At 28.7% G+C, this 24071-nt stretch carries 26 protein-coding genes; 21 read left to right on the top strand and 5 right to left on the bottom strand.

Going from position 1 to position 24071, the window contains the following annotated elements; all coding sequences use genetic code 11:
• Window positions 1–31: 31 nt before the first annotated feature.
• Window positions 32–172, bottom strand: a complete 141-nt coding sequence (locus ARA56_RS16840) for a hypothetical protein (RefSeq protein WP_172675777.1) — start codon at window positions 170–172, stop codon at window positions 32–34.
• 13 nt (window positions 173–185) lie between these two features.
• Window positions 186–500, bottom strand: a complete 315-nt coding sequence (locus ARA56_RS14505; protein WP_055267943.1) for a heavy metal-binding domain-containing protein — start codon at window positions 498–500, stop codon at window positions 186–188.
• Window positions 501–702: 202 nt separating this feature from the next.
• Between ARA56_RS14505 and ARA56_RS14500 the strand changes: the two genes are divergently transcribed.
• A complete protein-coding gene (locus ARA56_RS14500; protein WP_055267941.1) occupies window positions 703–936 on the top strand; it encodes a YgjV family protein in 234 nt (77 codons plus the stop codon).
• A 50-nt stretch (window positions 937–986) separates the two neighbouring features.
• Here the strand turns inward: ARA56_RS14500 and ARA56_RS14495 are convergent, their stop codons facing one another.
• Complete coding sequence (locus ARA56_RS14495; RefSeq protein WP_055267939.1) at window positions 987–1772, bottom strand: Cof-type HAD-IIB family hydrolase; 786 nt, start codon at window positions 1770–1772, stop codon at window positions 987–989.
• Between the two features lie 194 nt (window positions 1773–1966).
• Between ARA56_RS14495 and ARA56_RS14490 the strand changes: the two genes are divergently transcribed.
• The 9 genes from ARA56_RS14490 to ARA56_RS14450 all read left to right on the top strand — a co-directional run bounded on the left by ARA56_RS14490 (window position 1967) and on the right by ARA56_RS14450 (window position 11395).
• Complete coding sequence (locus ARA56_RS14490; RefSeq protein WP_055267937.1) at window positions 1967–2437, top strand: peptidoglycan recognition protein family protein; 471 nt, start codon at window positions 1967–1969, stop codon at window positions 2435–2437.
• 117 nt (window positions 2438–2554) lie between these two features.
• Window positions 2555–3568, top strand: a complete 1014-nt coding sequence (gene asrA / locus ARA56_RS14485) for an anaerobic sulfite reductase subunit AsrA (RefSeq protein WP_055267935.1) — start codon at window positions 2555–2557, stop codon at window positions 3566–3568.
• Window position 3569: 1 nt separating this feature from the next.
• A complete protein-coding gene (asrB, locus tag ARA56_RS14480) occupies window positions 3570–4364 on the top strand; it encodes an anaerobic sulfite reductase subunit AsrB (RefSeq protein WP_055267933.1) in 795 nt (264 codons plus the stop codon).
• Between the two features lie 11 nt (window positions 4365–4375).
• On the top strand, window positions 4376–5347 hold the full coding sequence (gene asrC / locus ARA56_RS14475; RefSeq protein ID WP_055267931.1) for a sulfite reductase subunit C: 972 nt from the start codon (window positions 4376–4378) through the stop codon (window positions 5345–5347).
• A 15-nt stretch (window positions 5348–5362) separates the two neighbouring features.
• Window positions 5363–7438 carry a molybdopterin oxidoreductase family protein gene (locus ARA56_RS14470; RefSeq protein ID WP_055267929.1) on the top strand — a complete coding sequence of 692 codons (2076 nt, stop codon included), beginning with the start codon at window positions 5363–5365 and terminating at the stop codon, window positions 7436–7438.
• Window positions 7439–7444: 6 nt separating this feature from the next.
• Window positions 7445–7861, top strand: a complete 417-nt coding sequence (locus ARA56_RS14465) for a 4Fe-4S dicluster domain-containing protein (RefSeq protein WP_055267927.1) — start codon at window positions 7445–7447, stop codon at window positions 7859–7861.
• A complete protein-coding gene (locus ARA56_RS14460; RefSeq protein ID WP_055267925.1) occupies window positions 7858–9081 on the top strand; it encodes an NAD(P)/FAD-dependent oxidoreductase in 1224 nt (407 codons plus the stop codon). The genes ARA56_RS14465 and ARA56_RS14460 overlap by 4 nt, the downstream gene beginning before the upstream one ends.
• Before the next feature lie 451 nt (window positions 9082–9532).
• A complete protein-coding gene (locus tag ARA56_RS14455) occupies window positions 9533–10078 on the top strand; it encodes a biotin transporter BioY (RefSeq protein WP_055267923.1) in 546 nt (181 codons plus the stop codon).
• Between the two features lie 141 nt (window positions 10079–10219).
• On the top strand, window positions 10220–11395 hold the full coding sequence (locus ARA56_RS14450) for an MFS transporter (protein ID WP_055267921.1): 1176 nt from the start codon (window positions 10220–10222) through the stop codon (window positions 11393–11395).
• A gap of 204 nt (window positions 11396–11599) precedes the next feature.
• Here the strand turns inward: ARA56_RS14450 and ARA56_RS14445 are convergent, their stop codons facing one another.
• Window positions 11600–12307 carry a superoxide dismutase gene (locus ARA56_RS14445; protein ID WP_084759052.1) on the bottom strand — a complete coding sequence of 236 codons (708 nt, stop codon included), beginning with the start codon at window positions 12305–12307 and terminating at the stop codon, window positions 11600–11602.
• Between the two features lie 174 nt (window positions 12308–12481).
• Here ARA56_RS14445 and ARA56_RS14440 point away from each other — a divergent pair, with 174 nt between their 5' ends.
• The 9 genes from ARA56_RS14440 to ARA56_RS14400 all read left to right on the top strand — a co-directional run bounded on the left by ARA56_RS14440 (window position 12482) and on the right by ARA56_RS14400 (window position 21421).
• Complete coding sequence (locus ARA56_RS14440; protein WP_055267918.1) at window positions 12482–13012, top strand: GNAT family N-acetyltransferase; 531 nt, start codon at window positions 12482–12484, stop codon at window positions 13010–13012.
• A 124-nt stretch (window positions 13013–13136) separates the two neighbouring features.
• On the top strand, window positions 13137–14312 hold the full coding sequence (locus ARA56_RS14435) for an exonuclease SbcCD subunit D (protein WP_055267916.1): 1176 nt from the start codon (window positions 13137–13139) through the stop codon (window positions 14310–14312).
• Window positions 14313–14318: 6 nt separating this feature from the next.
• Window positions 14319–17474, top strand: a complete 3156-nt coding sequence (locus ARA56_RS14430; RefSeq protein WP_055267914.1) for an AAA family ATPase — start codon at window positions 14319–14321, stop codon at window positions 17472–17474.
• Window positions 17475–17594: 120 nt separating this feature from the next.
• Window positions 17595–17924 carry a hypothetical protein gene (locus ARA56_RS14425; protein WP_055267912.1) on the top strand — a complete coding sequence of 110 codons (330 nt, stop codon included), beginning with the start codon at window positions 17595–17597 and terminating at the stop codon, window positions 17922–17924.
• 172 nt (window positions 17925–18096) lie between these two features.
• Window positions 18097–19182 carry an AI-2E family transporter gene (locus ARA56_RS14420; RefSeq protein ID WP_055267910.1) on the top strand — a complete coding sequence of 362 codons (1086 nt, stop codon included), beginning with the start codon at window positions 18097–18099 and terminating at the stop codon, window positions 19180–19182.
• Between the two features lie 74 nt (window positions 19183–19256).
• Window positions 19257–19448 carry a hypothetical protein gene (locus tag ARA56_RS14415; protein ID WP_055267908.1) on the top strand — a complete coding sequence of 64 codons (192 nt, stop codon included), beginning with the start codon at window positions 19257–19259 and terminating at the stop codon, window positions 19446–19448.
• A gap of 214 nt (window positions 19449–19662) precedes the next feature.
• Entirely contained in the window at window positions 19663–19998 is a 336-nt protein-coding gene (locus ARA56_RS14410; RefSeq protein ID WP_055267906.1) for a PadR family transcriptional regulator, read from the top strand.
• A 1-nt stretch (window position 19999) separates the two neighbouring features.
• Window positions 20000–20578, top strand: a complete 579-nt coding sequence (locus tag ARA56_RS14405; RefSeq protein WP_055267904.1) for a DUF1700 domain-containing protein — start codon at window positions 20000–20002, stop codon at window positions 20576–20578.
• A 12-nt stretch (window positions 20579–20590) separates the two neighbouring features.
• Window positions 20591–21421, top strand: a complete 831-nt coding sequence (locus ARA56_RS14400; protein ID WP_055267902.1) for a DUF4097 family beta strand repeat-containing protein — start codon at window positions 20591–20593, stop codon at window positions 21419–21421.
• 69 nt (window positions 21422–21490) lie between these two features.
• Here the strand turns inward: ARA56_RS14400 and ARA56_RS14395 are convergent, their stop codons facing one another.
• Entirely contained in the window at window positions 21491–22612 is a 1122-nt protein-coding gene (locus ARA56_RS14395; RefSeq protein ID WP_055267900.1) for an aldo/keto reductase, read from the bottom strand.
• A gap of 163 nt (window positions 22613–22775) precedes the next feature.
• Here ARA56_RS14395 and ARA56_RS14390 point away from each other — a divergent pair, with 163 nt between their 5' ends.
• Both ARA56_RS14390 and ARA56_RS14385 read left to right on the top strand, forming a co-directional pair.
• Entirely contained in the window at window positions 22776–23222 is a 447-nt protein-coding gene (locus tag ARA56_RS14390; protein WP_055267898.1) for a GNAT family N-acetyltransferase, read from the top strand.
• A 92-nt stretch (window positions 23223–23314) separates the two neighbouring features.
• Window positions 23315–23938 (top strand): DUF975 family protein, encoded by a 624-nt coding sequence (locus ARA56_RS14385; protein ID WP_055267896.1) that lies wholly within the window; start codon window positions 23315–23317, stop codon window positions 23936–23938.
• Window positions 23939–24071: the final 133 nt, after the last annotated feature.

Here is a 24071-nt window from a genome sequence, read left to right as displayed (position 1 = left end):
GGTAACCTAGCATTATGTTTTCAAAGCAAAACTAATAGTTTTTATAATCTTTATGTTCTATCTCTTCGCGTTTTTTTTCTTTAATTCTAGTTGTAATAGCCCAGATTAAAAGACATATTGAGCCTATAATAATAGCTAGATAAAATAATATAATTAAGGCAACTATAATCATATCATAGGTACCTCTAACTAATTACAACTGCAGTTCCGTAAGCGACCATTTCAGCAGCTCCAGCAGCTACAGAAGAAGACATAAGTCTCATTCCTATTATAGCATTAGCACCCATAGATTCAGCTTCATCAACCATTCTACCAATTGCTATTTGTCTAGCTTCAGTAAGCATATCATTGTATCCTGTCATTTCTCCACCAACAAGGTTTTTAAAGCCAGCAGTTATATCTTTACCAATATTCTTACATCTAATAGTACTTCCTTTTACTAATCCTTTGATTTCTATAATTTCTTTTCCTGGAACTGTATCAGTAGTTAAAATAAGCATTGTTAAATCCTCCTAAAAATTTCTATGTATTAATAATAGCACAAGTTAAAATAAAACACAATAAGAGTTATTTAAAAACTTATAAAAAGATTTTTGGTAGCTTATGAATTGTGGAAAAATAATAAATTTTTAGTTTAAAGAATTTTTTTAGAGAAAAATACAAACATTATTTTTATAGAGATGATATTTAAGGAGGCTAATTATGTTTGGAATACCTGTTATTGAGTGGGTAGGATATGCAGCATCAATTTGTATCGCCATATCTCTACTGATGACTGATATGTTTAAGTTGAGAATTATAAATACTATAGGATGTATTTTATTTGTAATATATGGTTTTAATATAAAAGCATATCCAGTAGGAGTAATTAATCTATTTATATTTTTTGTTAATATATATTATATAATTAAGATGAAAAAAGATAATAAAAAATAAAAGGATTATGAAAAGTATTTGCTTTTCATAATCCTTTTTAATTTAGTGATTTACAACTCAAGTTTTTCTTTTATAGCTCTAACAACACCATTATCATCATTAGATTTTGCTATAAATCTAGCAACCTTTTTTAGATCAGAGTGAGCATTTTCCATAGCATAACTATGGTATGCATTTTGCATCATTTCAAGGTCATTTAAGTAATCACCAAAAACCATAGTTTCTTCTTGTTTAATATTTAATAGTTTTTGTATTTCGCTTATTGCAAGACCTTTATTTACACCTTTGGCCATCATATCAAGCCAAATTTCACCAGCTACAGCTATTTGAACTTTGTCATTATAATTAGCAAAATATTTATAGCTATTATTTTCTGAACCACCGAAGTCACAGATAGTTACTTTTAATATGTCATCATGAACTTTTGAAAGATCATCTACAATTTTTACTTTTGCATAGTATTTGTTAACTTGGTCCATAAATCTTTTATCAGTTTTATCTATATAAGCTGCTTTTTTACCACAAAGAATAACATAGGCATTTTCTATAGTTTGTCCAATTTTTATAAGCTCTACAGCAATTCTTTTATCTAAAGAATTAAGAATAATTTCCTTACCTTTATGCATAACGAAAGTTCCATTTTCTGCAATAAACATCATATTATCTTTGATATCTTCAAATCTATCAACAAGATTATAGTATTGTCTTCCAGATGCAGCAGCAAAAATAACATCTTTTTCTTTTAGTTTATCAAAAACTTCATAAAACTCTGGATTGATTTTATTATTTGAATCTAATAGTGTTCCATCCATATCTGTTGCAATTAATTTTATCATTTAAAATCCTCCGAGAATAATTAAATATATTTTATTAAGTTTTATTGTTTGATTACATTTTATATTGTTTTTTATTGTTTTACAAGGTGATTATTTGAAACAAATATAAATTATTTTGGAAAAATAGTAAAATATACTTTAGAAGTATATAATTATAAAAGTGCAAATTATAAGTACATAGAAAGGGATAATTTATGGAGAGAAAAATAAATGTAATAGATTTAGAGTTTAATGAAGAATTAATAGCTATGGATAAGCCAAGGCAAATAATTATTCATCATACACATAATCCTAACTTAACTGTTGAATCTACTCATAAACTGCATATAGAAAGATTTAAATGGGCTGGAATCGGATATAATTATTTTATTGAGAAGAATGGTGATATATTTCAAGGTAGGGGTATGTACGTAGGAGCTCATGCAAAATATCACAATAAAGATTCTATAGGAATAGCTTTAGCTGGAAATTTTGATGAAACTTTACCGACTGAAGAGCAAATGAAAAGCTTAGTAGATATTTGTTTGGATTTTATGATACGTTACGATATTGAACCAAATAGAGTAATAGGTCATAGAGAGATTGAAGGAGTAGAGAAGACTTGTCCGGGATTACTATTTGATATGAATAAATTTAGAGAAGTATTAATTGAGAAGTTATATTAAAATTAAAAAGTTATTATTTAAATAGCAAAAAGTAAAAGATAGGATAACCTATCTTTTTTTTGCATAATAGAATAATAGATTACTAAAAATAAGATAATGACAGAGGTGGTAAATAAAATGAAAGTAAAAATACCGGTTAAAAGGTTTGATGAAATATTAGTTGCTTTGAAGAATTATTACAGGATTTTTGCACCTGTTTCTATACCTTATAGAGGAACATACTCTGATACTGATGTAATTAGATATGAAGAAATAAATAGTATTAAGGAAGTAGAGTTTGGAAGAAAGTCGCAGTTTTCAGCAAAAGATGTGGTAATGCCAGTAACAGAAACATTATTTTATTTTAGTGAAGATGAATATAAAATACCAAAGATAGATGAGCGTAAAATTTTAGTTTTTATGAGATCTTGTGATATACACGGTTTAGATAGAATTGATAATGTCTATTTAAGAAATGGTAGCGAGCCTGATTTTTATTATAAACGACTTAGAGATAAGGTTAAAATTGTAGCTATGGGCTGTGAAGAGAGTTTTAGAAATTGTTTTTGTGTAAGCTTTAATACTAATAAGACAGATAATTATTCTTTAGGGATAAAAGTAGATAAAGAAGATGTTTATATAGAGATTAAAGATAAAGAGTTTGAAGATATTTTTAATGGAGAAAAAGTAGATTTTAATATTAACTTTGTTGAGTCTAATGGGGTTTATGTAAACTTACCTAAGGATATAGACCCATTAAAGGTATCACAAGCAGATTTTTGGAGAGATTATGACTATAGATGTATAGCTTGTGGAAGATGTAACTTCTCTTGTCCAACTTGCTCATGCTTTACAATGCAAGATATTGTTAGTGTTGATAATCCTAAGGTTGGAGAAAGAAGAAGAGTAGGAGCATCTTGTCAAGTAGAAGGATTTACTACAATGGCTGGTGGTCATGACGTAAGACAAAAAAATGGTGATAAAATGAGGTTTAGAACTTTACATAAGATGTATGATTATGGTAAAAGATTTGGAGTTCAGATGTGTGTAGGATGTGGAAGATGCGATGATGTTTGTCCACAATATATTTCTCTTTCAACAGCAATGAATAGAGTTACGGATTACGTAAGAGATATGGAGGGAGAGAAATAGTATGGAAAACTTATATATACCAAAGCGTACTAAAATATTAAAAATAATAAAGCATACAGATAAAGAGTGGACATTTAGAGTGTATGCAAATTCTAAAGATGTAAGGCCAGGCCAGTTTTATGAAATTTCTATGCCTAAGCATGGTGAAAGTCCTATATCAGTATCAGGGATAGGAGAGAATACATTAGATTTTACTATCAGGGCTGTAGGAAAGGTTACTGATGAAATTTTTAAATTAGAAGAGGGAGATAATCTTTTAATTAGAGGTCCTTATGGTAATGGATTTGATGTAAATCAGTATAAAGATAAAGAGATAATTATAGTTTCAGGAGGTAGTGGATTAGCTCCGGTAAGAGGAATTATAGAGTACTTTTATAATAATTATGATGAATGTAAGGGTTTAACTTTAATTTGTGGATTTAGATCACCTAATGATGTACTTTTTGTTGAAGATATAAGAAGATATGATGACAAGATGAATGTAATTCTTACTGTAGATGGAGCAGATTCAAATTATGATGGCAATATTGGATTAGTTACAAAATATATACCTGAACTAAAAATTAAGAATATAGATAATGTGGCAGGAATAGTAGTAGGTCCGCCAATGATGATGAAATTTGCAATTATAGAACTACAGAAGTTAGGGATTAAAGATGAAGATTTATGGGTATCTTATGAAAGAAAAATGAGCTGTGGATTAGGAAAATGTGGCCATTGTAAGATGGATTCAACTTATATATGTGTAGATGGACCAGTATTTAATTTTAGCTTTGGAAAAACTTTATATGATTAGGAGGTGAAAATATGATTAGAGATTTAGATACTGGGAAAGTGATGAAAAATGCATTTAGAATAACTAAAAATAAATATATTACTGCTCTTAGAGTTAGAATTCCAGGCGGAGCATTAAGTGCAGAAACATTAAAAATGGTAGCTGATATAGCTAATAAATATGGTGATGGATCTGTTCATATGACAACAAGGCAAGGGTTTGAAATACTTAATATACCTATGGAGTATATGGAAGAGGTAAATAAAGCAATACAACCTTTGATAGATAAAACAAAAATAAATCAACCTATAGAAGGAGAAGGGTATCCAGCGGCAGGTACAAGAAATATAGCAGCTTGCATAGGTAATAAAGTATGTCCTAAAGCTCAGTATAATACTACTGATTTTGCAAGAAAAATAGAAAATATAGTTTATCCTAATCATCTTCATGTAAAAATAGCTTTTACAGGATGTCCTAATGATTGTATAAAGTCAAGGATACATGATATAGGCGTAATTGGTATGTGTTTACCAGAGTATAACTCCTATAGATGTATATCTTGTGGCGCGTGCGTTAAAAAATGTAAACAGGTATCTACAAATGCCTTAAAAGGTGTTAACTATAAAGTTGTTAGAGATCATGACAAATGCATTGGCTGTGGAGAGTGTGTTTTAGTATGCCCGAACAATGCTTGGACTAGAAATCCTAAAAAGTATTTTAGAGTTTGTATCATGGGTAGAACAGGAAAGAAAAATCCAAGAATAGCACAAGATTTTATTAAATGGGCTGATGAGGATTCAGTAACAAAGATAATAGAAAATACATATAAGTTTACAGAAGAATACATAGATCCTAATGCTCCGATGAGAAAGGAGCATATAGGTTATATAGTTGATAGAATGGGATTCAAACTATATAAGAATTATGCTTTAGAAGGTGTGAAATTACCAGATATCGCGGAAGTAAAAGATTTCGTTTATTGGGACGGAATACATTATCGTTAGAAGGAGTAAAATTTTATGAAAGTAGTACAATCAACTTGTAATTATTGCTCTATTGCATGTAACGTAGATTTTCATGTAGAAGATGATCATATTGTAAAGGTGGTACCTACAGTTGGGTATCCTGTAAATAACGGATTTTGTTGTATAAAAGGATTAAACTTAGATAAGCAAAATACAAAATATCATAATCCAGTATTACCGCTATTAAGAGATGAAGAAGGTAATATGAATCAAATATCATGGAATGAAGCTTTTAAGTATTTTGCAAAGAGGATTAATGAAATTCAAGATCAGTATGGTAAAGAAAGTGTTGCATTTATTAGTACAGGTCAACTTGCTACAGAGGAAATGGCACTTATAGGTCATATAGGAAGGAATTATCTTGGAGGTAATGGTGATGGTAACACTAGACTATGTATGGCAACATCTGTTGTAGCTTATAAGCAAAGCTTTGGTTTTGATGCACCACCGTATACTCTTCATGATTTAGAAGTATCAGATGTAATAATATTTATTGGAGCAAATCCAGTAGTTGCTCATCCAATTCTTTGGGGAAGAGTTAAGAATAATCCAGGAGCAAAAATAATTACTATTGACCCTAGGCGTTCAGAAACAGCAAGTAATTCTGATATATGGATAGATATAAAACCTAAAACAGATTTATATTTGTTATATGCATTAGCAAATGTATTAATAGAAAAAGGGTGGATTGACGAAGAATTCATTCAAAATCATACTGAAGATTTTGAGGGATTTAAAGAGCATGTTAAAAAATATAAATTAGAAGATATAGAGGAGAAAACAGGAATATCTAAAGGTAGAGTTTTAGAATTAGCAGAAATAATACATAATGGAAAGAATGTATCATTCTGGTGGACTATGGGAGTTAACCAAAGTTATCAAGCGGTAAGAACTGCTCAAGGAATAATTAATTTAGCTCTTATGACAGGAAATATAGGAAGAGAAGGCACAGGAGCTAACTCTATAACTGGTCAATGTAATGCTATGGGGTCTAGAGTTTATAGCAATACTACAGGACTTTATGGTGGTGGAGACTATGACAATGAAAATAGACGTAAAGCTGTAGCTAAAGCATTAAATATTGATCCAGAGATGTTACCTAAAAAGCCTACACTTCCTTATAATGTAATAATTCAAAAGGCGATTGAAGGAGAGATAAAAGCTTTATGGATAGTTGCTACTAATCCAAGATCATCATGGATTAATAATGAAGAATTTAAAAAAGCAGCAGAAAAAGTTGATTTCTTAGTAGTTCAAGATATGTATGGCGAAACTGATACTATAAAGTATTGTCACTTATTACTTCCATCTACAGGAGGACTTAAAAAGAAAGGTGTTCTTATAAATACAGAGAGAAGATTATCAACTATAAATCCTGTTCTTGAAAAGAAAGAAAATGAACTTACTGATTATGATATATTCCTAGGAATTGGGGAAGCTCTTGGAATGGGTAGTTTATTAGATAAATGGAGAACTCCAGAAGAGGCTTTTAATACATTAAAAGAATGTAGTAAAGGTATGCCTTGTGATATTTCAGGAGTTACTTATGATATGATTACTAATTCAAAAGGAGTACAATGGCCTTTTAAAGAAGGGGATGTATTAGAGTCAAATGAGAGAAGATTATTTGAAGATAAAAAGTTCTATACTCCAAGTGGTAAGGCAAAGTTTATATATGAAGATGTAGCAGAATGGCCAGTGAAATTATCAGAAGAATATCCTTATGTATTAAATACAGGAAGAGGTACTGTAGGGCAATGGCATACTCAAACTAGAACTAGAGAGATTGCTACTGTAGAAGCTATAGTTCCAGAACATGCTTATATAAATATTAACCCTGAATTAGCAGAGGAATTAGGAGTTAAGGAAAATGATAAAGTAAGAGTAAGTTCATCTAATGGAGTTGCTAGAGAATTTATTGCGAAATTATCTAGAACAGTAAAGAAGAATGAAATATATGCACCTATGCATTATATAGAAGCAAATGCTTTATTACCATCATTTTTTGATACATATTCAAAGGAACCATCATTTAAGCTAGCTGCTGTTAATATAGAGAAAGTAGGTTAAGAGTATATGAAGAGAATTAAGATAGATAGAAAAAAATGTATTGGATGTCTTACTTGTACTACAGCATGTATCGTATCTCATGGTTCAGAAGATACAAGAAGTAGGATAGCTATAAATAGTGATGGTAGATATTCACCAATATTTTGTAGACACTGTGATAGACCAGAGTGTGTATATACTTGTATGACAGGAGCCATGAGAAGAGATGATGATACTGGACTTGTTCTATATGATAAGTCAAGATGTGCAAGTTGCTTTATGTGTATCATGGCATGTCCGTATGGGGTGTTAAAGATGAATCACCTAAATAATAAGGAAGTTATGAAGTGTGATATGTGTAGAGAAACTGAAAGTGGAACACCTCAATGTGTAGCGAAATGTCCTATGGCAGCAATAACATTAGAGGAGGTAGATGAAGTATGAGATATATAGTTGTTGGAGCATCTGCAGCTGGTATAAGTGGAGCTAAAACATTGAGAGAACTAGATAAAGAAGCTGAGATAATATTAGTTTCTAAAGATGATTATGTATACTCTAGATGTATCCTTCATCATTATTTAGATGGGAGAAGAACTATTGAAGATTTAGATTTTACTCCAAGAAAGTTCTTTGATTTATATAATATAAAATGGATGAAAGGTATTGAGGTTATAGGGATAAAGCCTAAAGAACATAAATTAACATTAGATAATGGAGAAGAATTAAGTTATGATAAGGTATTATTAGCTACAGGTTCATCATCTTTTATTCCGCCTGTACCTGGATTAAGAGAAGGTAATAATGTGGTAGGATTAAGAAATCTAGATGATGCTATTAAAATTAAGGATGTAGCAGAAAAGTGTAAAAATGTAGTTATACTAGGAGCTGGATTGGTAGGAGTAGATGCTTTAGCAGGACTTGTGGATTATGATATTAAACTAACAATGGTTGAGATGGGAGATAGAATATTACCTCTTCAATTAGATAATTACGCAGCTAAAGTTTATCAAGATATGCTTACAGATAAAGGTGTAGATTTAAAACTTGGAGTGAGAGCAGAACAACTTGTTTTAGATAATGATAATAATCCCGTAGAGTTACTTTTAAATACTGGAGAAAAAATTCCTTGCGATTTAGTTATAGCTTGTACTGGAGTAAGATCAAACGTTGGATTCTTAAAAGATAGTGGAATAGAAACAGATAAATTTGGTCTTATCATAAATGAAAAAGGTGAAACTGATACTAAAGATGTTTATGGAGCAGGAGATATAACTGGTAGAAATCCAATTTGGCCAACAGCTGTGAAAGAAGGAATAATAGCAGCTAATAATATGTACGGAAAAGAACTATATATGACAGATTTCTTTGGTAGTAAAAATACAATGAATTTTTTAGGATTAGCGACTATGTCCTTAGGAGTTGTAGTTAAACCAGATGATTCATATGAAGAAGTAATAGATTGTGATGGTAAGGATTATAAAAAAGTTATATATAAGGATGGAAAGATTTACGGGGCTATAATCCAAGGAGATTTATCATATGCAGGTGTTTTAACTCAGCTTATAAAAGAAAAAATAGATGTATCAAAAGTAAAGAAACCATTATTTGATATAGATTATGCAGATTTTTTCAATATAAAAGAAAACCTTGAATATACATATTAAACATTTATCAAATAAAATAAAAATAGTGAAGAAGTACTTTAAAGTAAATGGTTAAAAGTAAAAAAGTATAAATTACTTTATTTAATAGAAAATGATAAATGTAGAATGGCAAATTAATAGAAACTGCTATGGCAGTTTCTATTAATAAAATTCTATATATTTAAATAAAGTATTGTTTTTATTTCTGAAAGTATTATTAAAATTAAATAGTTTGACAATCAAAATAAAATACTTTATTTTAAGTAGGAGGGTATAGAGAGGAGGATAATATATAAATTTAACTGAATAACTAGGAAAGGCATGTAATGAAAATTCAATTAATTTTTATAGGACAAGCCTTTATTAATATTTAGTATGATTATGAAAAAAGTGTACCTTCATCATTTTAGATATGAACAAAATATTATTGCTTTTTAAAAATAAAATTGTTATAGAAGGAGTGTTTAAATAAATGATTAATATTGAAAAAAGAAATAAAGTTAGAGATATAACAGCTATTGGATTAATGGTAGCACTTTTATGTATATCATCATATATAGCTTTTCCAATTCCGTTTACACCAATAATGATAACATCACAAACTATAATAATTAATTTGATAGCTCTTATCATGAGTACCAAAAATGGTATGTTATCAATAATAGTGTTTTATCTTATTGGAGCAATTGGATTACCTGTATTTTCAGGAGGAAAATCTGGTATTGGAACTTTAGTAGGACCTAGTGGAGGTTATTTTTTAGGTTTTCTATTAGCAGTACTTATTATTACTTTAATTAGAGGTAAGGCTTTAGATTTAAAAAAATCTATTATGTTAACAGTTTTAGTAGGCATGGTAATTATTTATATTTGCGGAGCTACATGGATGGGATATTATAACGGATTATCATTTGTTGAAAATGTAAAAGTATCTATTATACCGTTTATTCTAGGAGATCTTATTAAATGTGTTTTAGCATCTTTTATAGCTATAAGAATTAATAAGATATATGGGTGTTGAAAAATATCTAATAAATAAAAAAATATTGATTATTTAACAGAAAGTTAAAATGTATTTAGCAAACTAGTCATATGATATTAGTAGGGGAGGATTGAGAAAAATAAATATCTAAAATTACAGATATAAATGAGGGGGATAAGGATGGGAAAACTAAATTACAAAAAGACGTTTTTACTTGGCTTTGGATTTTTTGCAACTAGTATAACTTGGTCAGTGTATAATGCATTTATGCCTAAGTTATTAAGTAACTTTATTACAAGCTCTGCAATTATAGGATTTATTATGACATTTGATAATTACTTTGCGTTATTTATTCAACCAGCTGTTGGGATGTATAGTGATGGAATTAGGACAAGGTTTGGTAGAAGAATGCCTTTTTTAATGGTTGGAATGCCATTGGCAGTATTATTTATATTTTTAATTCCCAATTATAAGGGATTGGCAACACTTATAGCAGCATTACTTTTAATGAATCTTTCAATGAGTTTATTTCGTTCGCCAGTTATTGCTCTTATGCCGGATATAACACCAGAGGATCAGAGGAGTAAGGCTAACAGCATAATTAATTTTATGGGAGGAATAGGTTCTCTTATAGCCTTTTTTATAGGCTCAATTTTGTGGAAGTTAAGTCCGAAGTATCCATTTTATCTTGCAGGTGTTTTAGTATTATTATCTTTTGTAATTTTGTTTACTTGTATTAAAGAAAAGAGAGACGTAATAAATTATGAACAAGCAGAAAAGAAGGTTAATTTTAAGGAAGGATTTAAAGTAGCGTTTAAAAATCCAAGTACTAAGTTTTTACTTATGGCAATATGCTCTTGGTTTATTGGATATAACGGGATAGAAACTTTTTTTACTAGATATAGTGAAATGTATCTTGGAATAGATGTAAGTGCAGCAGCATTTAGCTTTACCTTTGTATCTTTAAGTTTTTTAGTTTTTGCTATTCCAGCAGGTATAATTGGGACAAAGCTAGGCAAGAAAAAGACTATAACTATTGGATTAATAGGTGCGATGGCTATATTTTGTATATTAATTTTTGTTAAGAATATTTTAATAATAAGAGCATTTTTCCTTGCTCTTGGAGTTTTCTGGGCAATGATTAATATTAATTCATATCCTTTTGTAGCTCAGATGTCACCACTTGGATATTTAGGAACATTTACAGGTATGTATTATTTATTTTCATCAATAGCAAATATAATATCACCACCACTTCTTGGACTTTTATTTGATTTAATAGGATATAATTGTATGTTTGTATACGGTTTATTCTTTATGATATTAGCATTTTTATTTATGAGAAAAGTAAAGTAGTTTGCTAAGTAAAGAGAAAAAGCTTGAATATGTGAAAAGAAAAGGAAACTTCTCTTTTAATAAGTAAAAAAAGTGCCTAATTAGCACTTTTTTACTTATTTATTTATATGTGAAATATTATATCTTCACTTAGAATAGCTACGTTGCATCTAGTATAGCTAACTTTAATCTTATGAAATAATCTTTGCCTTAGCATAGCTACTTTTATCTTGATGCAGCAACAGCATTGTAGTTTCTTTCTGCTTGTTCCCAGTTTACAGTATTCCACCAAGCGTCTATATATTCACCACGTCTATTTTGATATTTTAAATAATAAGCGTGTTCCCATACATCTACTCCTATTATAGGAATTAAGCCTTGAGTTATAGGAGTATCTTGATTTGCAGTACTTATAATTGACAAGTTACCTTCTTTATCTGAAACTAGCCATGCCCAACCTGAACCAAATCTATTTAGAGCAGCTATTTTAAATCGAGTTTTGAAATCATCAAATGTTCCAAAAGTTTTACTTATTGCTTTCGCTAAGTTACCCATAGGAACTCCAGGTTGTTCAGGAGCCATTATAGACCAGAAAAACTCATGATTATAAACGCCACCAGCATTATTTATAATAGCTTGCTTAACATCGCTAGGAAGAGAATCTACATTAGTTAATAATCCCTCTAAACCTTTAGAATACAATTCAGGATATTTAGAGATAGCATTATTTAAATTGTCTACATAAGCTTTTTGATGTTTATCATGATGGATAATCATAGTTTCCTTATCAATGTATGGTTCTAAAGCATCATATTCATATGGCAATGGATTAAGAGTAAATTTATTTTTTTCTAATTCTTCACCATAGCAGATAGATGACGTTAGGCTAAAGAAAGTTAAAAATAAACATAAGAACGTTAAAAATTTTTTCATTTGTATCACCTCTATTATTAGTATGGATTTAATATATAAATTTATAAGAATTTTTCTACGAAGTGAAACTTTTTATAAGAGCAAGAGTCTAAGATTATATAAGACAAACTTGAAGTTTATGGTAAAAATATATTAAAATATGTAGAGAATATTATTTATTGCAGGAGAGAAAATATGGAGATAAATATAAGAGAAGAGTTAGAAAAAGATTATGAAGTAGTAGAAAGACTAACTGAAGAGGCTTTTAAAAATGCAGTGCATAGCGATGGAACAGAACATTTATTAGTAAATAGACTAAGGAAAAGTGATGACTTTATAAAAGAACTTTCATTAGTTGCAGAGGATAATGGAAAAGTTATTGCTCATTTAATGCTTACTAAAGCAAAAATTAATAATGGAGATATGAGTGTTGAAACATTAGCATTAGCACCTGTATCTGTAATACCTGAGTATCAAGGTAAAGGAATTGGAAGTAAGCTTATAAATGTTGCATTAGAAAGTGCTAGAAGATTAGGATATAAGTCTGTTATAGTTTTAGGGCATGATAAGTATTACCCTAAATTTGGTTTTGTTCCTGCAAGTAAATATGGAATAAAAGCTCCTTTTGATGTACCAGATGAGGCTTTTATGGTTAAAGAGCTAAACGATGGTAGCTTAATCGGAGTTAGTGGAATTGTTGAATATACAAAAGAGTTTTTTGAATAGAAAGATATAAAGTGTAACTTAGGTTGCACTTATTTTTTTGTTCATTAATTTTTTATATAGTAGTTACTTGTATTTTGATATAATAAAATTATGTAAATTTACTAAGTATAAGGAAGTGAAATAGATGAAAATAATCCATACAGGAGATTGGCATATAGGAAAAATTGTAAATGAGTTTTCTATGATAGAAGACCAAAAATTTTATCTTGATAGATTAATAGAATTATTAGAAGAAGAAAGACCAGATGCTTTTATAATAGCAGGTGATATATATGACCGTTCAGTACCACCAGCAGAGGCTGTAGAACTATTGGATAATGTATTAAGTAAAATAATTTTAGAATTAAACATACCTGTTTTAGCTATTTCAGGGAATCATGATAGTCCTGAGAGATTATCATTTGGAAGTAAGTTGCTAAAAGATAAAGGGTTATATATAGAGGGAACGTTTAAGAAGGAAATAAGAAAGGTAACTATAAAAGATGAATTTGGAAATGTTAACTTTTATTTATTACCATTTGTTGATCCAGCAAAAGTTAGATTGATTTATAAAAATGATGAAATAAGAACTTATGATGATGCTATGAAGTTTTTAGTTAATGAGTTAGAAAAAGATATAAATAAAGATGAAAGAAATGTTTTAATAACTCATGGATATGTAACTTTTAATATGGAAGATAAAGAGAATAAAGGTGATTTAGAACTTTCAGATTCAGAAAGACCTTTATCTATTGGGGGTACAGACTTAATAGATGGAAGAAATTTTGACTTGTTTAATTATGTTGCTTTAGGACATCTTCATAGACCTCAAAAGGTTGGAGGAAACAGAATAAGATATTCAGGTTCTCTATTGAAATATTCAGTATCAGAGTGTGAGCAAAATAAAAGCATACCTATAATCACGTTAGATGAAAAAGGAGAAATAGAAGTTGAATTAAGAAAGCTACAGGTATTAAGAGATATGAGAGTTGTTGAAGGACCTTTAGAAAAACTTATAGATAGAGATACACATAAAGGTGAAAATTTAAATGACTATATATTTGCAAATCTTACTGATGAGGGTGAAGTTATCGATGCAATATCAAAGTTAAGAGCTGTATTTCCAAATGTAATGGGATTAAAAATGGTAAATTCGAGAGAAAAAAATGTGGATAGTAAAACTTCAGCAGGAAATAATTTTAGAGATAAATCAGAATCAGAGCTGTTTACAGATTTTTATTTAAGCATAAAAGGGAAAGAGATGGATCAAGAAAGAATAGAAGTTTTAAATAAAGTTTTAGAGGAAATTGGAAGGGGGTAGTGATATATGAGACCATTAAAGCTTATAATAAATGCTTTTGGACCTTATGCAGGAAAGGAAGAAATAGATTTTACTAAAATAAAAGGGAGTAATATATTTGTTATATCAGGACCTACTGGAGCAGGAAAGACCACAATCTTTGATGCTATATCATTTGCATTATTTGGAGAGGCAAGTGGCACAAGTAGGACTATGGAGTCATTAAAAAGCCATCATGCTAAAGGAACAGATATTGCATATGTAGAATTAGAATTTTTAGCAAAAGGGAAAAAATATAAGATAATTAGAAAACCAACTCAAACTGTAGATAAGGTATATAAAAATGGTACTATTAAGCAAATAGATAAAAAGCACGAAGCAGAATTTTATTTAGATGATGAAACAGTAATATCAAGACCATCAGAGGCAACAGAAAAGATACAGCAAATTTTGGGGTTAAATGCCAGCCAATTTAAACAAATAGTTATGCTTCCACAAGGGGAATTTAAAAAATTATTAGAAGCTGAAAGTAAGGATAAAGAGCCGATATTCAGAAATATATTTGGAACAGAAAGATTTCTTAGTATTCAAAAGAAATTAGATGATAAAAGTACAGAACTTAGAAATAGAGTTTTATCGGAAAAACAAAGAAGAGATGCTTTTATTAGTAAAATAGATCCAGTAGTAAATGATGAGCTAAGAAAATTGATAAATAGTGTAGACAAAGATGTATTGGAGATTATTAAATTAACTAAAGCTCTTATTGAAAAAGATAAATCTGATGAAAAAGAAATTAACACAAAGATAGAAAAATTAAATGAGGACAAAAAGAGAATAGAAGAAAATAGATTTAAAGCTGAAGAAGATAATAAAAAGCTTCTGTTAAAAGATAGGGTATCTAATGAACTAGAGTTATTAAATTATAAGGAAGAAGAGATTAAGAAAGAAGAGGTTTTACTAGAGAAAGCTAAAAAAGCAAAGGATATTATTCATCTAGAAAAATCAGTAGTTGAAGCTGAAGAAAAATTAAAAGATAATACTACAAGATTAGAAAGTAGTAAGAAAGCTTTAGTTGATAGTGAAATTATTTTTAATGTTAAAAATAAAGCTTATGAAAAGGCAGAATTAGAAATAAAGCAAAAGGATGCTTTAATAAAGGAAAAACTGGAAGTTGAAAAGAAACTTGAGAAGTTTAAGATTTATAAGGAAAAAGAAATATTAGTAAAACAACTTACAGATGAACTAAATAGACAAACAAAAAATATTGAGCTTTTAGAAAATGACTTAAAGGGCGATAAGGAAAAGCTTGAAAAGGATAGAGAAATACAACAAAGTATAGCTGAGAATGAAGTATTATTTGTAAGAGTTAGTAACTCTTTAAGAGAAAAGGAAGCTTTAATATTAAAAGCTAAGTCAGTATTTAAGAAGATTCTAGCCTACGAAAATGGAATTAAAATATATAACGAAGAAGCTTTAAGGGTAGTGAGTTTAGAAAAAAAATACTTAATGAAAAAAGAGGAATATGAAAACGGCGATCTTTTATTTAGAAAGGGATTGGCTGGAATCTTAGCTTTAAACCTAGATGATGGTAGTCAGTGCCCGGTATGTGGTTCAACTAGTCATCCTAATCTAGCTAAAATGCAAGAAAATGTACCAACTGAAGAGAAGCTTAAAGAATTAAAGGATATTTATGAAGCTGAAAAGAATGTTTATGATAAAGCGTTGAAAGAGCTTGCAATAAAAAAAGCTACTAATGATTCAATGCTAGAAGAAGGTATTAAAGCAGCATTAGATGAAATAAAGGATGTTGTTAATTTTAATGGTGATATAAAACTTCAATTTGATGAGATGAAAAAAGCTGTAACTGAAAGCGGAATAAAGCTTAAAGGTGAGATTGAAGAATTAAGAGAAGAAAAAGATAAAATTTCTAAAGTTATAATAAATAAAGATAATGTTAATAAAGAGATTAAAGCATTAGAAGAGAGAATAAAGATAGAAGAAAGTAAAATTGAAGAAGCTAAAAAAAGACAACAAAATAGCTTAGGTAGTCTAACAAGGGAAGAAGGTCTTTTAGCTGAGGCTAAATCAATATTACCAGAGGATATAAAAGATGATAATTTACTTAGAATGCAAGATGTTAAAATTACATCTAAAATAAGAGAATTAGAAGAGAGCTTAGAATTAACTAAAAAAGAATTTAATGATATTAAAGATACGTTAACAAAATTAAAGCAAGATGTAGTCAATTATACTGAGCTTAATGAAAGATATTTAGATGAAGTAGGTAATAAAAATATTATATTTAATCAAAAGATACAAGAAAGCTTATTTAAGGATATAGATGATTATAATAACTCTAAGAGAAGTGATAATGAGATAAATGTAAAAGATACATATATAAGAGAGTATTATAATAAGTTAACGTCTAAAAAGGATGAGTTTAAAAGAATAAGTGAAGAAACTCAAAACATGATAAAAGTAGATTTAAAAGAATATGATATTTTAATAAATGAAAAGCTTAATGAAATAACTTTATTAAATAAAGAATCAAAAGAAATATATTCAAGAATAAGTAACAATAGGAGTAGTTTAAGAAGTATAGAGGATATTACAACTAAAATACAAGGAGATGAGGCAAAATATAATGTTATAGGCGAACTTGCAGAATTAGCAAAAGGTAATAATGCAGAGAGAATTACCTTTGAAAGATACGTATTAGCAGCATATTTTGATGATATTATAAGAGCTGCTAATAGTAGATTAAGCAAAATGACTAATTCGAGGTATACTTTAAAGCGTAAAGAAAGTAGGGAAAAGGGACAAAAACAATCAGGATTAGAACTTGAAGTAATAGATGCATACACTGGGAAAGAAAGACATGTTAAAACTTTATCTGGAGGAGAAGGATTTAAAGCTTCTTTAGCATTAGCCTTAGGTCTTGCAGATGTTATTCAGTCATATGCAGGTGGCGTACAAATTGATACTATGTTTGTAGATGAAGGCTTTGGAACTTTAGATTCAGAAAGTTTAGATAATGCAATAAGTGCTTTAATGGATCTTCAAGACTTAGGTAGATTAGTAGGGGTAATATCTCATGTTCCAGAGTTAAAGGAAAGAGTGGATGCAAGGCTTGAAATAACGCCAGGAAAAGATGGAAGTCACGCAAATTTCATAATTAAATAATATAAAAAAATAGCACAATTTAAGAAGTTTCATATAATACTATAAATACTAAGGTCATATAATATCAACAAGTGTGGTTAATTAAAAAAATATTAAGTTAAATATAAGGAGGGACTTGATATGGGTGTTTGGGGATTAGATATTTATGATGATGATTTAGCAGTTGATATTAAAGAAGAATTTGAACGTTACTTAATGGAAGGAATGGATGAAGCTGAGGCTATAGATGAGTTAATAGCTAGCAATGATAACCTTCTAGATGATCCACAGGATGTGGGGACTTTTGTTTTAACAGTTGCAACATTAGCAAGAGATAATGATGTAACTAGTAAGAAAGTAACTAAAATGCTAAAGGCTTTACACAGGAATAGTGAATATTGGAATGACTTAAAAGAAAATGAAGAAGAATTATATGAAGCAAGAAAAGATTTATTAAGAGAATTTTTATAATAGAGTATGATGAACCTTAGGAAAGTTTAACTTCATCAAAGGTGAAAAGGCACTGACGCGACAGTAGTCTTTTCACCTCGATGTAGTTGAATTTTAACCTGTGGTTTAGATTACATTTTTTTACTTGTTACATAATAATTGATATAATTTAAATTAAGAAAGGATAATAGATGTGGATTTAAAAAGGGGCAGTATTTTAGAATATATTTCTCAAGATTTTATAAATTGGGCAAAAAAAGTTGTAAAATTTTTAATAATATATACATTAGGATTTATACTTTTAGCTGTTAGTTTAAAATATGCATTTCCTTTTGTAATAGCTTTTATAATAGCGATATTGCTAAAACCTATAAAGAATAAAATATTATCATTAAATAAAAATAGTAAGAAAATTAAACTAACAAATGGATTTGTTTCATTTTTATTGACAATAACAATAGTTATTCTTATGTTATCAGCATTAGGTGCAATTCTTTATGAAATAATTTTGCAGACAGGAAAGCTTTTAGAGTATTTAACTAATCCATCAACAGTGGAGGAAATAATAAATGCTATAGATAGTTTTGTTGGTAGCATATTAGCAGGATTAAATAATTTAGACCCAAGTATTGTTGAAAAAATAAATGAAGGCATTATGACTATAGTAAAAGTTATTAGTAGTTTTGCAACAACTTTAGGAAAGAAAATGCTAAGTCTTGCTGGCTCAATTCCAGGAGCACTTATAACAGTTATTGTTACATTGATATCAACGTATTTTTTTACAAAGGAAATAGAAAACATTCAAATAGGAGTTAAAAACATATTTTCTGAAAAAGGACATAAGCTATTTTCAACTGTTAAAGATAAAATGAATTCTGTTTTTGGTGGATATATTAAAGCATATTTATTAATTATGCTAGTGATAGCTTTTATAAGTTCTGTAATATTTACATTAGCTAGAGTAAGTTATGCTTTACCATTAGCAATTTTAACTGCCGTTTTGGATTTTTTACCAATAATAGGAGCTGGTCTTGTATATGGAATTTTAGCAATAATTATGTATTTTAGCGGAAGTAAAACAGCAGCAATAATACTTTTAATTGGATATGTGATTGTTGCATTAGTGAGACAGTTATTAGAGCAAAATCTTGTAGCTTCATTCATAGGTGTTCATCCTATAGTTATGATAATTGGGTTATTTATAGCAATAACTCCATTAGGGTTTTTAGGAATGTTTTATTTTATAGGAGCCTTTTTATTATACCAGACAGTAAAATAGTAGTGAATTAAAGTAGTAAAAATGGATAAAATATTCTATGAAATATTTATTTTTTTACTTGGAGGTTTAATTTTATGGCTCACGAAAAGTTAGAAAAGAAAATAAATGGATTGATGAAAGTGATTAAAAAAGGAAGAATGACTGAGGAAATTGCAGATGAAGTATCCAATGTCATTGATGAGATAGAAGATTTAGGAGATGCTGTAAAGAAGAATTTTTCTTCATCATTAAATGAAATGAAAAAGGCATTAAAGAAGATGAAATAAAAGTAAGTAATATAAGGAGCTGTTGCAAATGCATAGCTCCTTATTTAATTAATAATAAATAAGTTTAAATTAATATATGATTATGATGAACTTTATTACGATAATGAGTATTTTCACAATGAATATGGAAAAAATATAAAAAGTATTGTGTATTACACAGTATAGTAATATAATATACTGTGTAATACACAATAAGTTGTGAAGAGGTGAGGAAATGAATACTCAGTTCAAAAAAGGAATTATAGAGTTATGTGTTCTATCTCTTATTTCAAAGAAGGATATGTATGGATATGAGGTAGTTAAGGAGATAGAAGCAGATATGGATGTTACAGAAAATACTATATATCCTATATTGAGAAGACTTACAAAGGAAGGTAATTTTTCGACTTATACTAAAGTTTGTGAGGGTAGCAAGGAGAGAAAATACTATAAGATTACAGAAGAAGGAAAGATTCATTATGAGAATATGGTAAAAGGGTGGAGTGATTTTGTAGTAAGTGTTAATAAGGTTTTAAGTTATGAATATAAAGATAGTAAGGAAGGTGAATAAAATGACTAAAGGTGAATTCTTATATAACCTTAGAAGTAATTTATCAATATTACCAAAAGAAGAAATAGAGAATATAATCGAAGATTATAGTATGCATATAAATGAGCTATTAGATGAAGGTGAATCTTTAGAGCAAATATTAAATAAATTGGGAGATCCAAAAGAAATAGCAAAACAATATATAGAAGAGCTTGGCTATGAAGATAGTAGTAAAGAATATAAGAATACAGAGGCTCAATATAGAGTAAATGAAAGTAATTATGAAGCTAAAAAAGTTAAAAGTGGAAATATTGCCTTGTTTGTATTTATGCAGATAGTTAATTTTTTATTTTTAGCATGGGTAGTATTTGGAGTTGGAGTAGCTGTATTTTCAGTAGGGGTAAGCGGAATTGCAGTAGCTGGAAGTTCTTTAGCAATATTATTTTTAAATACTAGTGTAAATATTGGAATTAGATTATTAAAGACTTTTGTTATGGCTGGTGTAGGAATATTATTATTTAATGCTGCACTTGCAATAGCTATTGGAATGGTAAAATTAATGATTAAATATGTTAAGTGGAATATAAGCTTAATATCTTAGGGGGGATAAAAGGTGAAGAAGTATTTTTTAATATCGTCTATACTAGCGGTTATTATGTTAATTGTAGGAAGCATTGGACTATTAGCAACAGGAGAAGCTTTTACAGGAATCAGTTTTGGTAATTATGGAGTAAAGTTTAATGGTGTAGCTGAATCGTTTACGCAAGAAATAGATGTAGTTAGTAGTAATATTAAATTTAACTTAAATGTTCCCAATACTAAGGTTGAAATTTATAGTGGAACTAATAAGAGGATAATAGTTAATTGCTGGTATAATAATGAAAATGATAAATTTACAATAGATAGTAATGAAGATACAATAAATATAAAAAGAAAAGAAAGCTATGGCACTATAAATCTTTTTGATTTTTCAAGTATTGCTGGTACTGTAGAGATAATTGTTCCAGAAAGTATAATTGGGAACTATACTGTAGAATCAACTAATGGAAATATAGAGATAAATGATATTAAAGCAAGTAATATTGATATTGAAACTACAAATGGAAACTTTGAAATAGGTGATATAACAGTTGAAGGTGAAGTTAAAATAAATACTAATAACGGTAGAGTTGTAGCTGAAGATATAAATGCAGAATCTATTAGTTTTGAAACTACCAATGGATTAGTTGATATAGAGGATATAAAAGCAAATGATATAAGAGTAAGAACTACAAATGGTCTTATAAAAGCATATAATTGTTATAGTAAGGATATTATACTTAGAACTACAAATGGAGCTATAACATTAGAAAATGAAGATAAGAATTATCAAATAGAAAACTTAGATGTTAATACAACTAATGGAAAAGAAACTGTAAATGCAAATTATAAAAATAGAAAATAGAACTTATGCCTACGGCATAGATAAGTTTATCAGCCGAAGGCATATTTCTTTTTAGTGTTAGTTAGAATTTTATTTTCCTAGTGTATTAACGACCTCTTCAAGTTTTTCTCTAATTCTAATGCTTTGAGGACAAAGCTTCTCACATTTACCACATTTTACGCAAGAAATTGCTTTACTTTCTTCAGACATTGAATTGTAAGATTTTTTACTGCTTTCTATATCTTCAAATAATGAAGCCTTATTTAATAAATCAAAATTTCTAGGGATATTTACACCAACTGGACAAGGCATACAATATTTACATTCAGTACAATTTACTTTAATTTTTGCTTTATAAGAAGATGTAACCTTACTAATTAAATTAAGCTCTTCTTCATTTAGACAATTAGGAGTTGATGTTTCTGCAAAGTTAATGTTATCTATAATATTAGAAAAACTGCTCATTCCAGACAAGACTACGCTAATTCGCGAATCATTCCATAAGTATTTTAATGCCCATTCTACAGGATTTCTTTTATTATTTGCTGTATCCCATAAATCTTGGATATCGTTAGGAATATTGGAAGCAAGTTTACCACCACGTAAAGGTTCCATTATAGCTATACCAAGTCCTTTGTTAGCAGCATACTCTAAACCTTCAGTTCCAGCTTGATAATCTGTATCTAGATAATTATATTGGATTTGACAGAATTCCCAATCATAAGAATCAACTATTTCTTTAAAAACATCCAGAGAATCGTGGAATGAGAATCCGATATGATGTGCTTTACCACTTTTCTTAATAGAATCAAGAAACTCAAATAAACCATTATCCTTTAAATTTGTGAAATACTCTTTATTTAAAGCATGTACTAAATAAAAATCTATATAGTCAGTTCTTAGCCTATTTAGCTGCTCATTAAATATTCTATCCATATCATCTCTACTACTTATTAACCAACTTGGCAATTTAGTAGCTATAAATATATCTTTACGGCAATGCTCTAAAGCTTTACCAACAAAAGATTCAGATTCGCTATTATGATAAGTATAAGCAGTATCAAAATAATTAACTCCTTTAGATAAAGCGTATTGAATCATTTCTGTAGATTTTTCTTCATCAATTTTATTATCTATTGTTGGAAAACGCATACATCCAAAACCAAGTATAGATACTTTCTCATGAGTTTGACCATATTCTCTATATAACATAATTTCCTCCTAAAACAATAGTATAAAAATCATTATAACATAAAAGGATAAAATTAAATATAAAGTAAAATAATGTTTAACAATAAAGGTTATTATATTATAATTATATAAAATTATTATAATAATAAAATTAAGGTTTAAGGATTGAAATAGGAGGCAATGTATGATAATTAGAAAAGCTGAACTTAAAGATTTAGAAAGAATTGTAGAATTTAACTATAATTTAGCTTTTGAGACAGAAGACAAGAGATTAGATAAGAATATATTACGTAGCGGAGTAAGAGCATTACTAGAAGATAAAAGAAAAGGTGTGTATCATGTCTGTGAAATAAATGATGAAGTAGTGGGGCAAATTATGTATACATATGAATGGAGTGATTGGAGAAATGGTTTATTTATATGGGTACAAAGTGTATATGTAGATAAGGAGTATAGAGGACAAGGGGTATTTAGAAGATTGTACAATCATGTAAAAGAAATGTGTGATAAAGATGAAAATATATGTGGTGTAAGGCTATATGTAGAATTTGAAAATCATAATGCTCAAAAGACTTATGAGTCTTTAGGTATGGAAAAGTGTAATTATTATATGTATGAATATGAGAAATAAGTATTAACCTAAGTGATGTAAATTAATTAAGGTGATTATATGTATATTTATAAACAAATAATAATATGATTTATATAAAAAGGGGTGATTTTATGGAAAGATCAGAATTAAAGTTTAGAGCTAAGGAACAATTAAGAGGCAATTGGGGAATAGCCATTGGAGCAGTATTATTAGCAGCAATTTTTACAGATTTTGATGTGATTTATAATATCGGTGAAAGATTTGGATTAGATGGATTAACATTTTCTGTTCCTGTTAATCTATTATCTTTATTTTTAGGTGGAGTTATAACTACTGGATTATGTAAATTATTATTAAATCTTGCAACCAACATAGAAAAACCAAAGGTAGAAAATCTATTTTCATACTTTAATATATATCTTAAAACATTAGGATTAAATATCTTGATTTCACTTGCTGTTGCTATTGGAACTATTTTATTTATAGTACCAGGGATAATTGTAGCATTAATGTTTTCACAAGCATTCTTTATACTAGCTGAAGATAGTAGCAAATCAATAACACAATGTTTAAGTGAAAGTACAGAGATGATGAAGGGTTATAAGGCAGATTTTTTTGTTTTAGAATTATCATTTATAGGATGGTGGATAGTAGCTGCATTGACATTAGGGATAGGAGGGCTTTGGGTTGCCCCATATCAGAAACTTACTGAAGCTAATTATTATTTAAGTTTAAAAGGGAATAAAATGTATTAGATGATAGGGGCTGTCTCTGAAATGATTTTTAAAATCATTTCAGTAGACGGTCTTTTTATTTTTTATTCATATATTTATATGAAATTATTTCTAAATGAACAAGTTTTTTGACACGACAAATAGGAGGTTATAA

It is taken from the genome of Clostridium disporicum (genome assembly GCF_001405015.1).
Classification (GTDB): domain Bacteria; phylum Bacillota; class Clostridia; order Clostridiales; family Clostridiaceae; genus Clostridium; species Clostridium disporicum_B.
Note: the sequence above shows the minus strand (reverse complement) of the source record. Positions and strands in the feature narration are given on the sequence as shown.

Bases quoted from the DNA above. Each gene is read 5' to 3' on its own strand.
- ARA56_RS16840 (WP_172675777.1), bottom strand. From the start codon at position 172: ATGATTATAGTTGCCTTAATTATATTATTTTATCTAGCTATTATTATA.
- ARA56_RS14505 (WP_055267943.1), bottom strand. From the start codon at position 500: ATGCTTATTTTAACTACTGATACAGTTCCAGGAAAAGAAATTATAGAA.
- ARA56_RS14500 (WP_055267941.1), top strand. From the start codon at position 703: ATGTTTGGAATACCTGTTATTGAGTGGGTAGGATATGCAGCATCAATT.
- ARA56_RS14495 (WP_055267939.1), bottom strand. From the start codon at position 1,772: ATGATAAAATTAATTGCAACAGATATGGATGGAACACTATTAGATTCA.
- ARA56_RS14490 (WP_055267937.1), top strand. From the start codon at position 1,967: ATGGAGAGAAAAATAAATGTAATAGATTTAGAGTTTAATGAAGAATTA.
- asrA (WP_055267935.1), top strand. From the start codon at position 2,555: ATGAAAGTAAAAATACCGGTTAAAAGGTTTGATGAAATATTAGTTGCT.
- asrB (WP_055267933.1), top strand. From the start codon at position 3,570: ATGGAAAACTTATATATACCAAAGCGTACTAAAATATTAAAAATAATA.
- asrC (WP_055267931.1), top strand. From the start codon at position 4,376: ATGATTAGAGATTTAGATACTGGGAAAGTGATGAAAAATGCATTTAGA.
- ARA56_RS14470 (WP_055267929.1), top strand. From the start codon at position 5,363: ATGAAAGTAGTACAATCAACTTGTAATTATTGCTCTATTGCATGTAAC.
- ARA56_RS14465 (WP_055267927.1), top strand. From the start codon at position 7,445: ATGAAGAGAATTAAGATAGATAGAAAAAAATGTATTGGATGTCTTACT.
- ARA56_RS14460 (WP_055267925.1), top strand. From the start codon at position 7,858: ATGAGATATATAGTTGTTGGAGCATCTGCAGCTGGTATAAGTGGAGCT.
- ARA56_RS14455 (WP_055267923.1), top strand. From the start codon at position 9,533: ATGATTAATATTGAAAAAAGAAATAAAGTTAGAGATATAACAGCTATT.
- ARA56_RS14450 (WP_055267921.1), top strand. From the start codon at position 10,220: ATGGGAAAACTAAATTACAAAAAGACGTTTTTACTTGGCTTTGGATTT.
- ARA56_RS14445 (WP_084759052.1), bottom strand. From the start codon at position 12,307: ATGAAAAAATTTTTAACGTTCTTATGTTTATTTTTAACTTTCTTTAGC.
- ARA56_RS14440 (WP_055267918.1), top strand. From the start codon at position 12,482: ATGGAGATAAATATAAGAGAAGAGTTAGAAAAAGATTATGAAGTAGTA.
- ARA56_RS14435 (WP_055267916.1), top strand. From the start codon at position 13,137: ATGAAAATAATCCATACAGGAGATTGGCATATAGGAAAAATTGTAAAT.
- ARA56_RS14430 (WP_055267914.1), top strand. From the start codon at position 14,319: ATGAGACCATTAAAGCTTATAATAAATGCTTTTGGACCTTATGCAGGA.
- ARA56_RS14425 (WP_055267912.1), top strand. From the start codon at position 17,595: ATGGGTGTTTGGGGATTAGATATTTATGATGATGATTTAGCAGTTGAT.
- ARA56_RS14415 (WP_055267908.1), top strand. From the start codon at position 19,257: ATGGCTCACGAAAAGTTAGAAAAGAAAATAAATGGATTGATGAAAGTG.
- ARA56_RS14410 (WP_055267906.1), top strand. From the start codon at position 19,663: ATGAATACTCAGTTCAAAAAAGGAATTATAGAGTTATGTGTTCTATCT.
- ARA56_RS14405 (WP_055267904.1), top strand. From the start codon at position 20,000: ATGACTAAAGGTGAATTCTTATATAACCTTAGAAGTAATTTATCAATA.
- ARA56_RS14395 (WP_055267900.1), bottom strand. From the start codon at position 22,612: ATGTTATATAGAGAATATGGTCAAACTCATGAGAAAGTATCTATACTT.
- ARA56_RS14390 (WP_055267898.1), top strand. From the start codon at position 22,776: ATGATAATTAGAAAAGCTGAACTTAAAGATTTAGAAAGAATTGTAGAA.
- ARA56_RS14385 (WP_055267896.1), top strand. From the start codon at position 23,315: ATGGAAAGATCAGAATTAAAGTTTAGAGCTAAGGAACAATTAAGAGGC.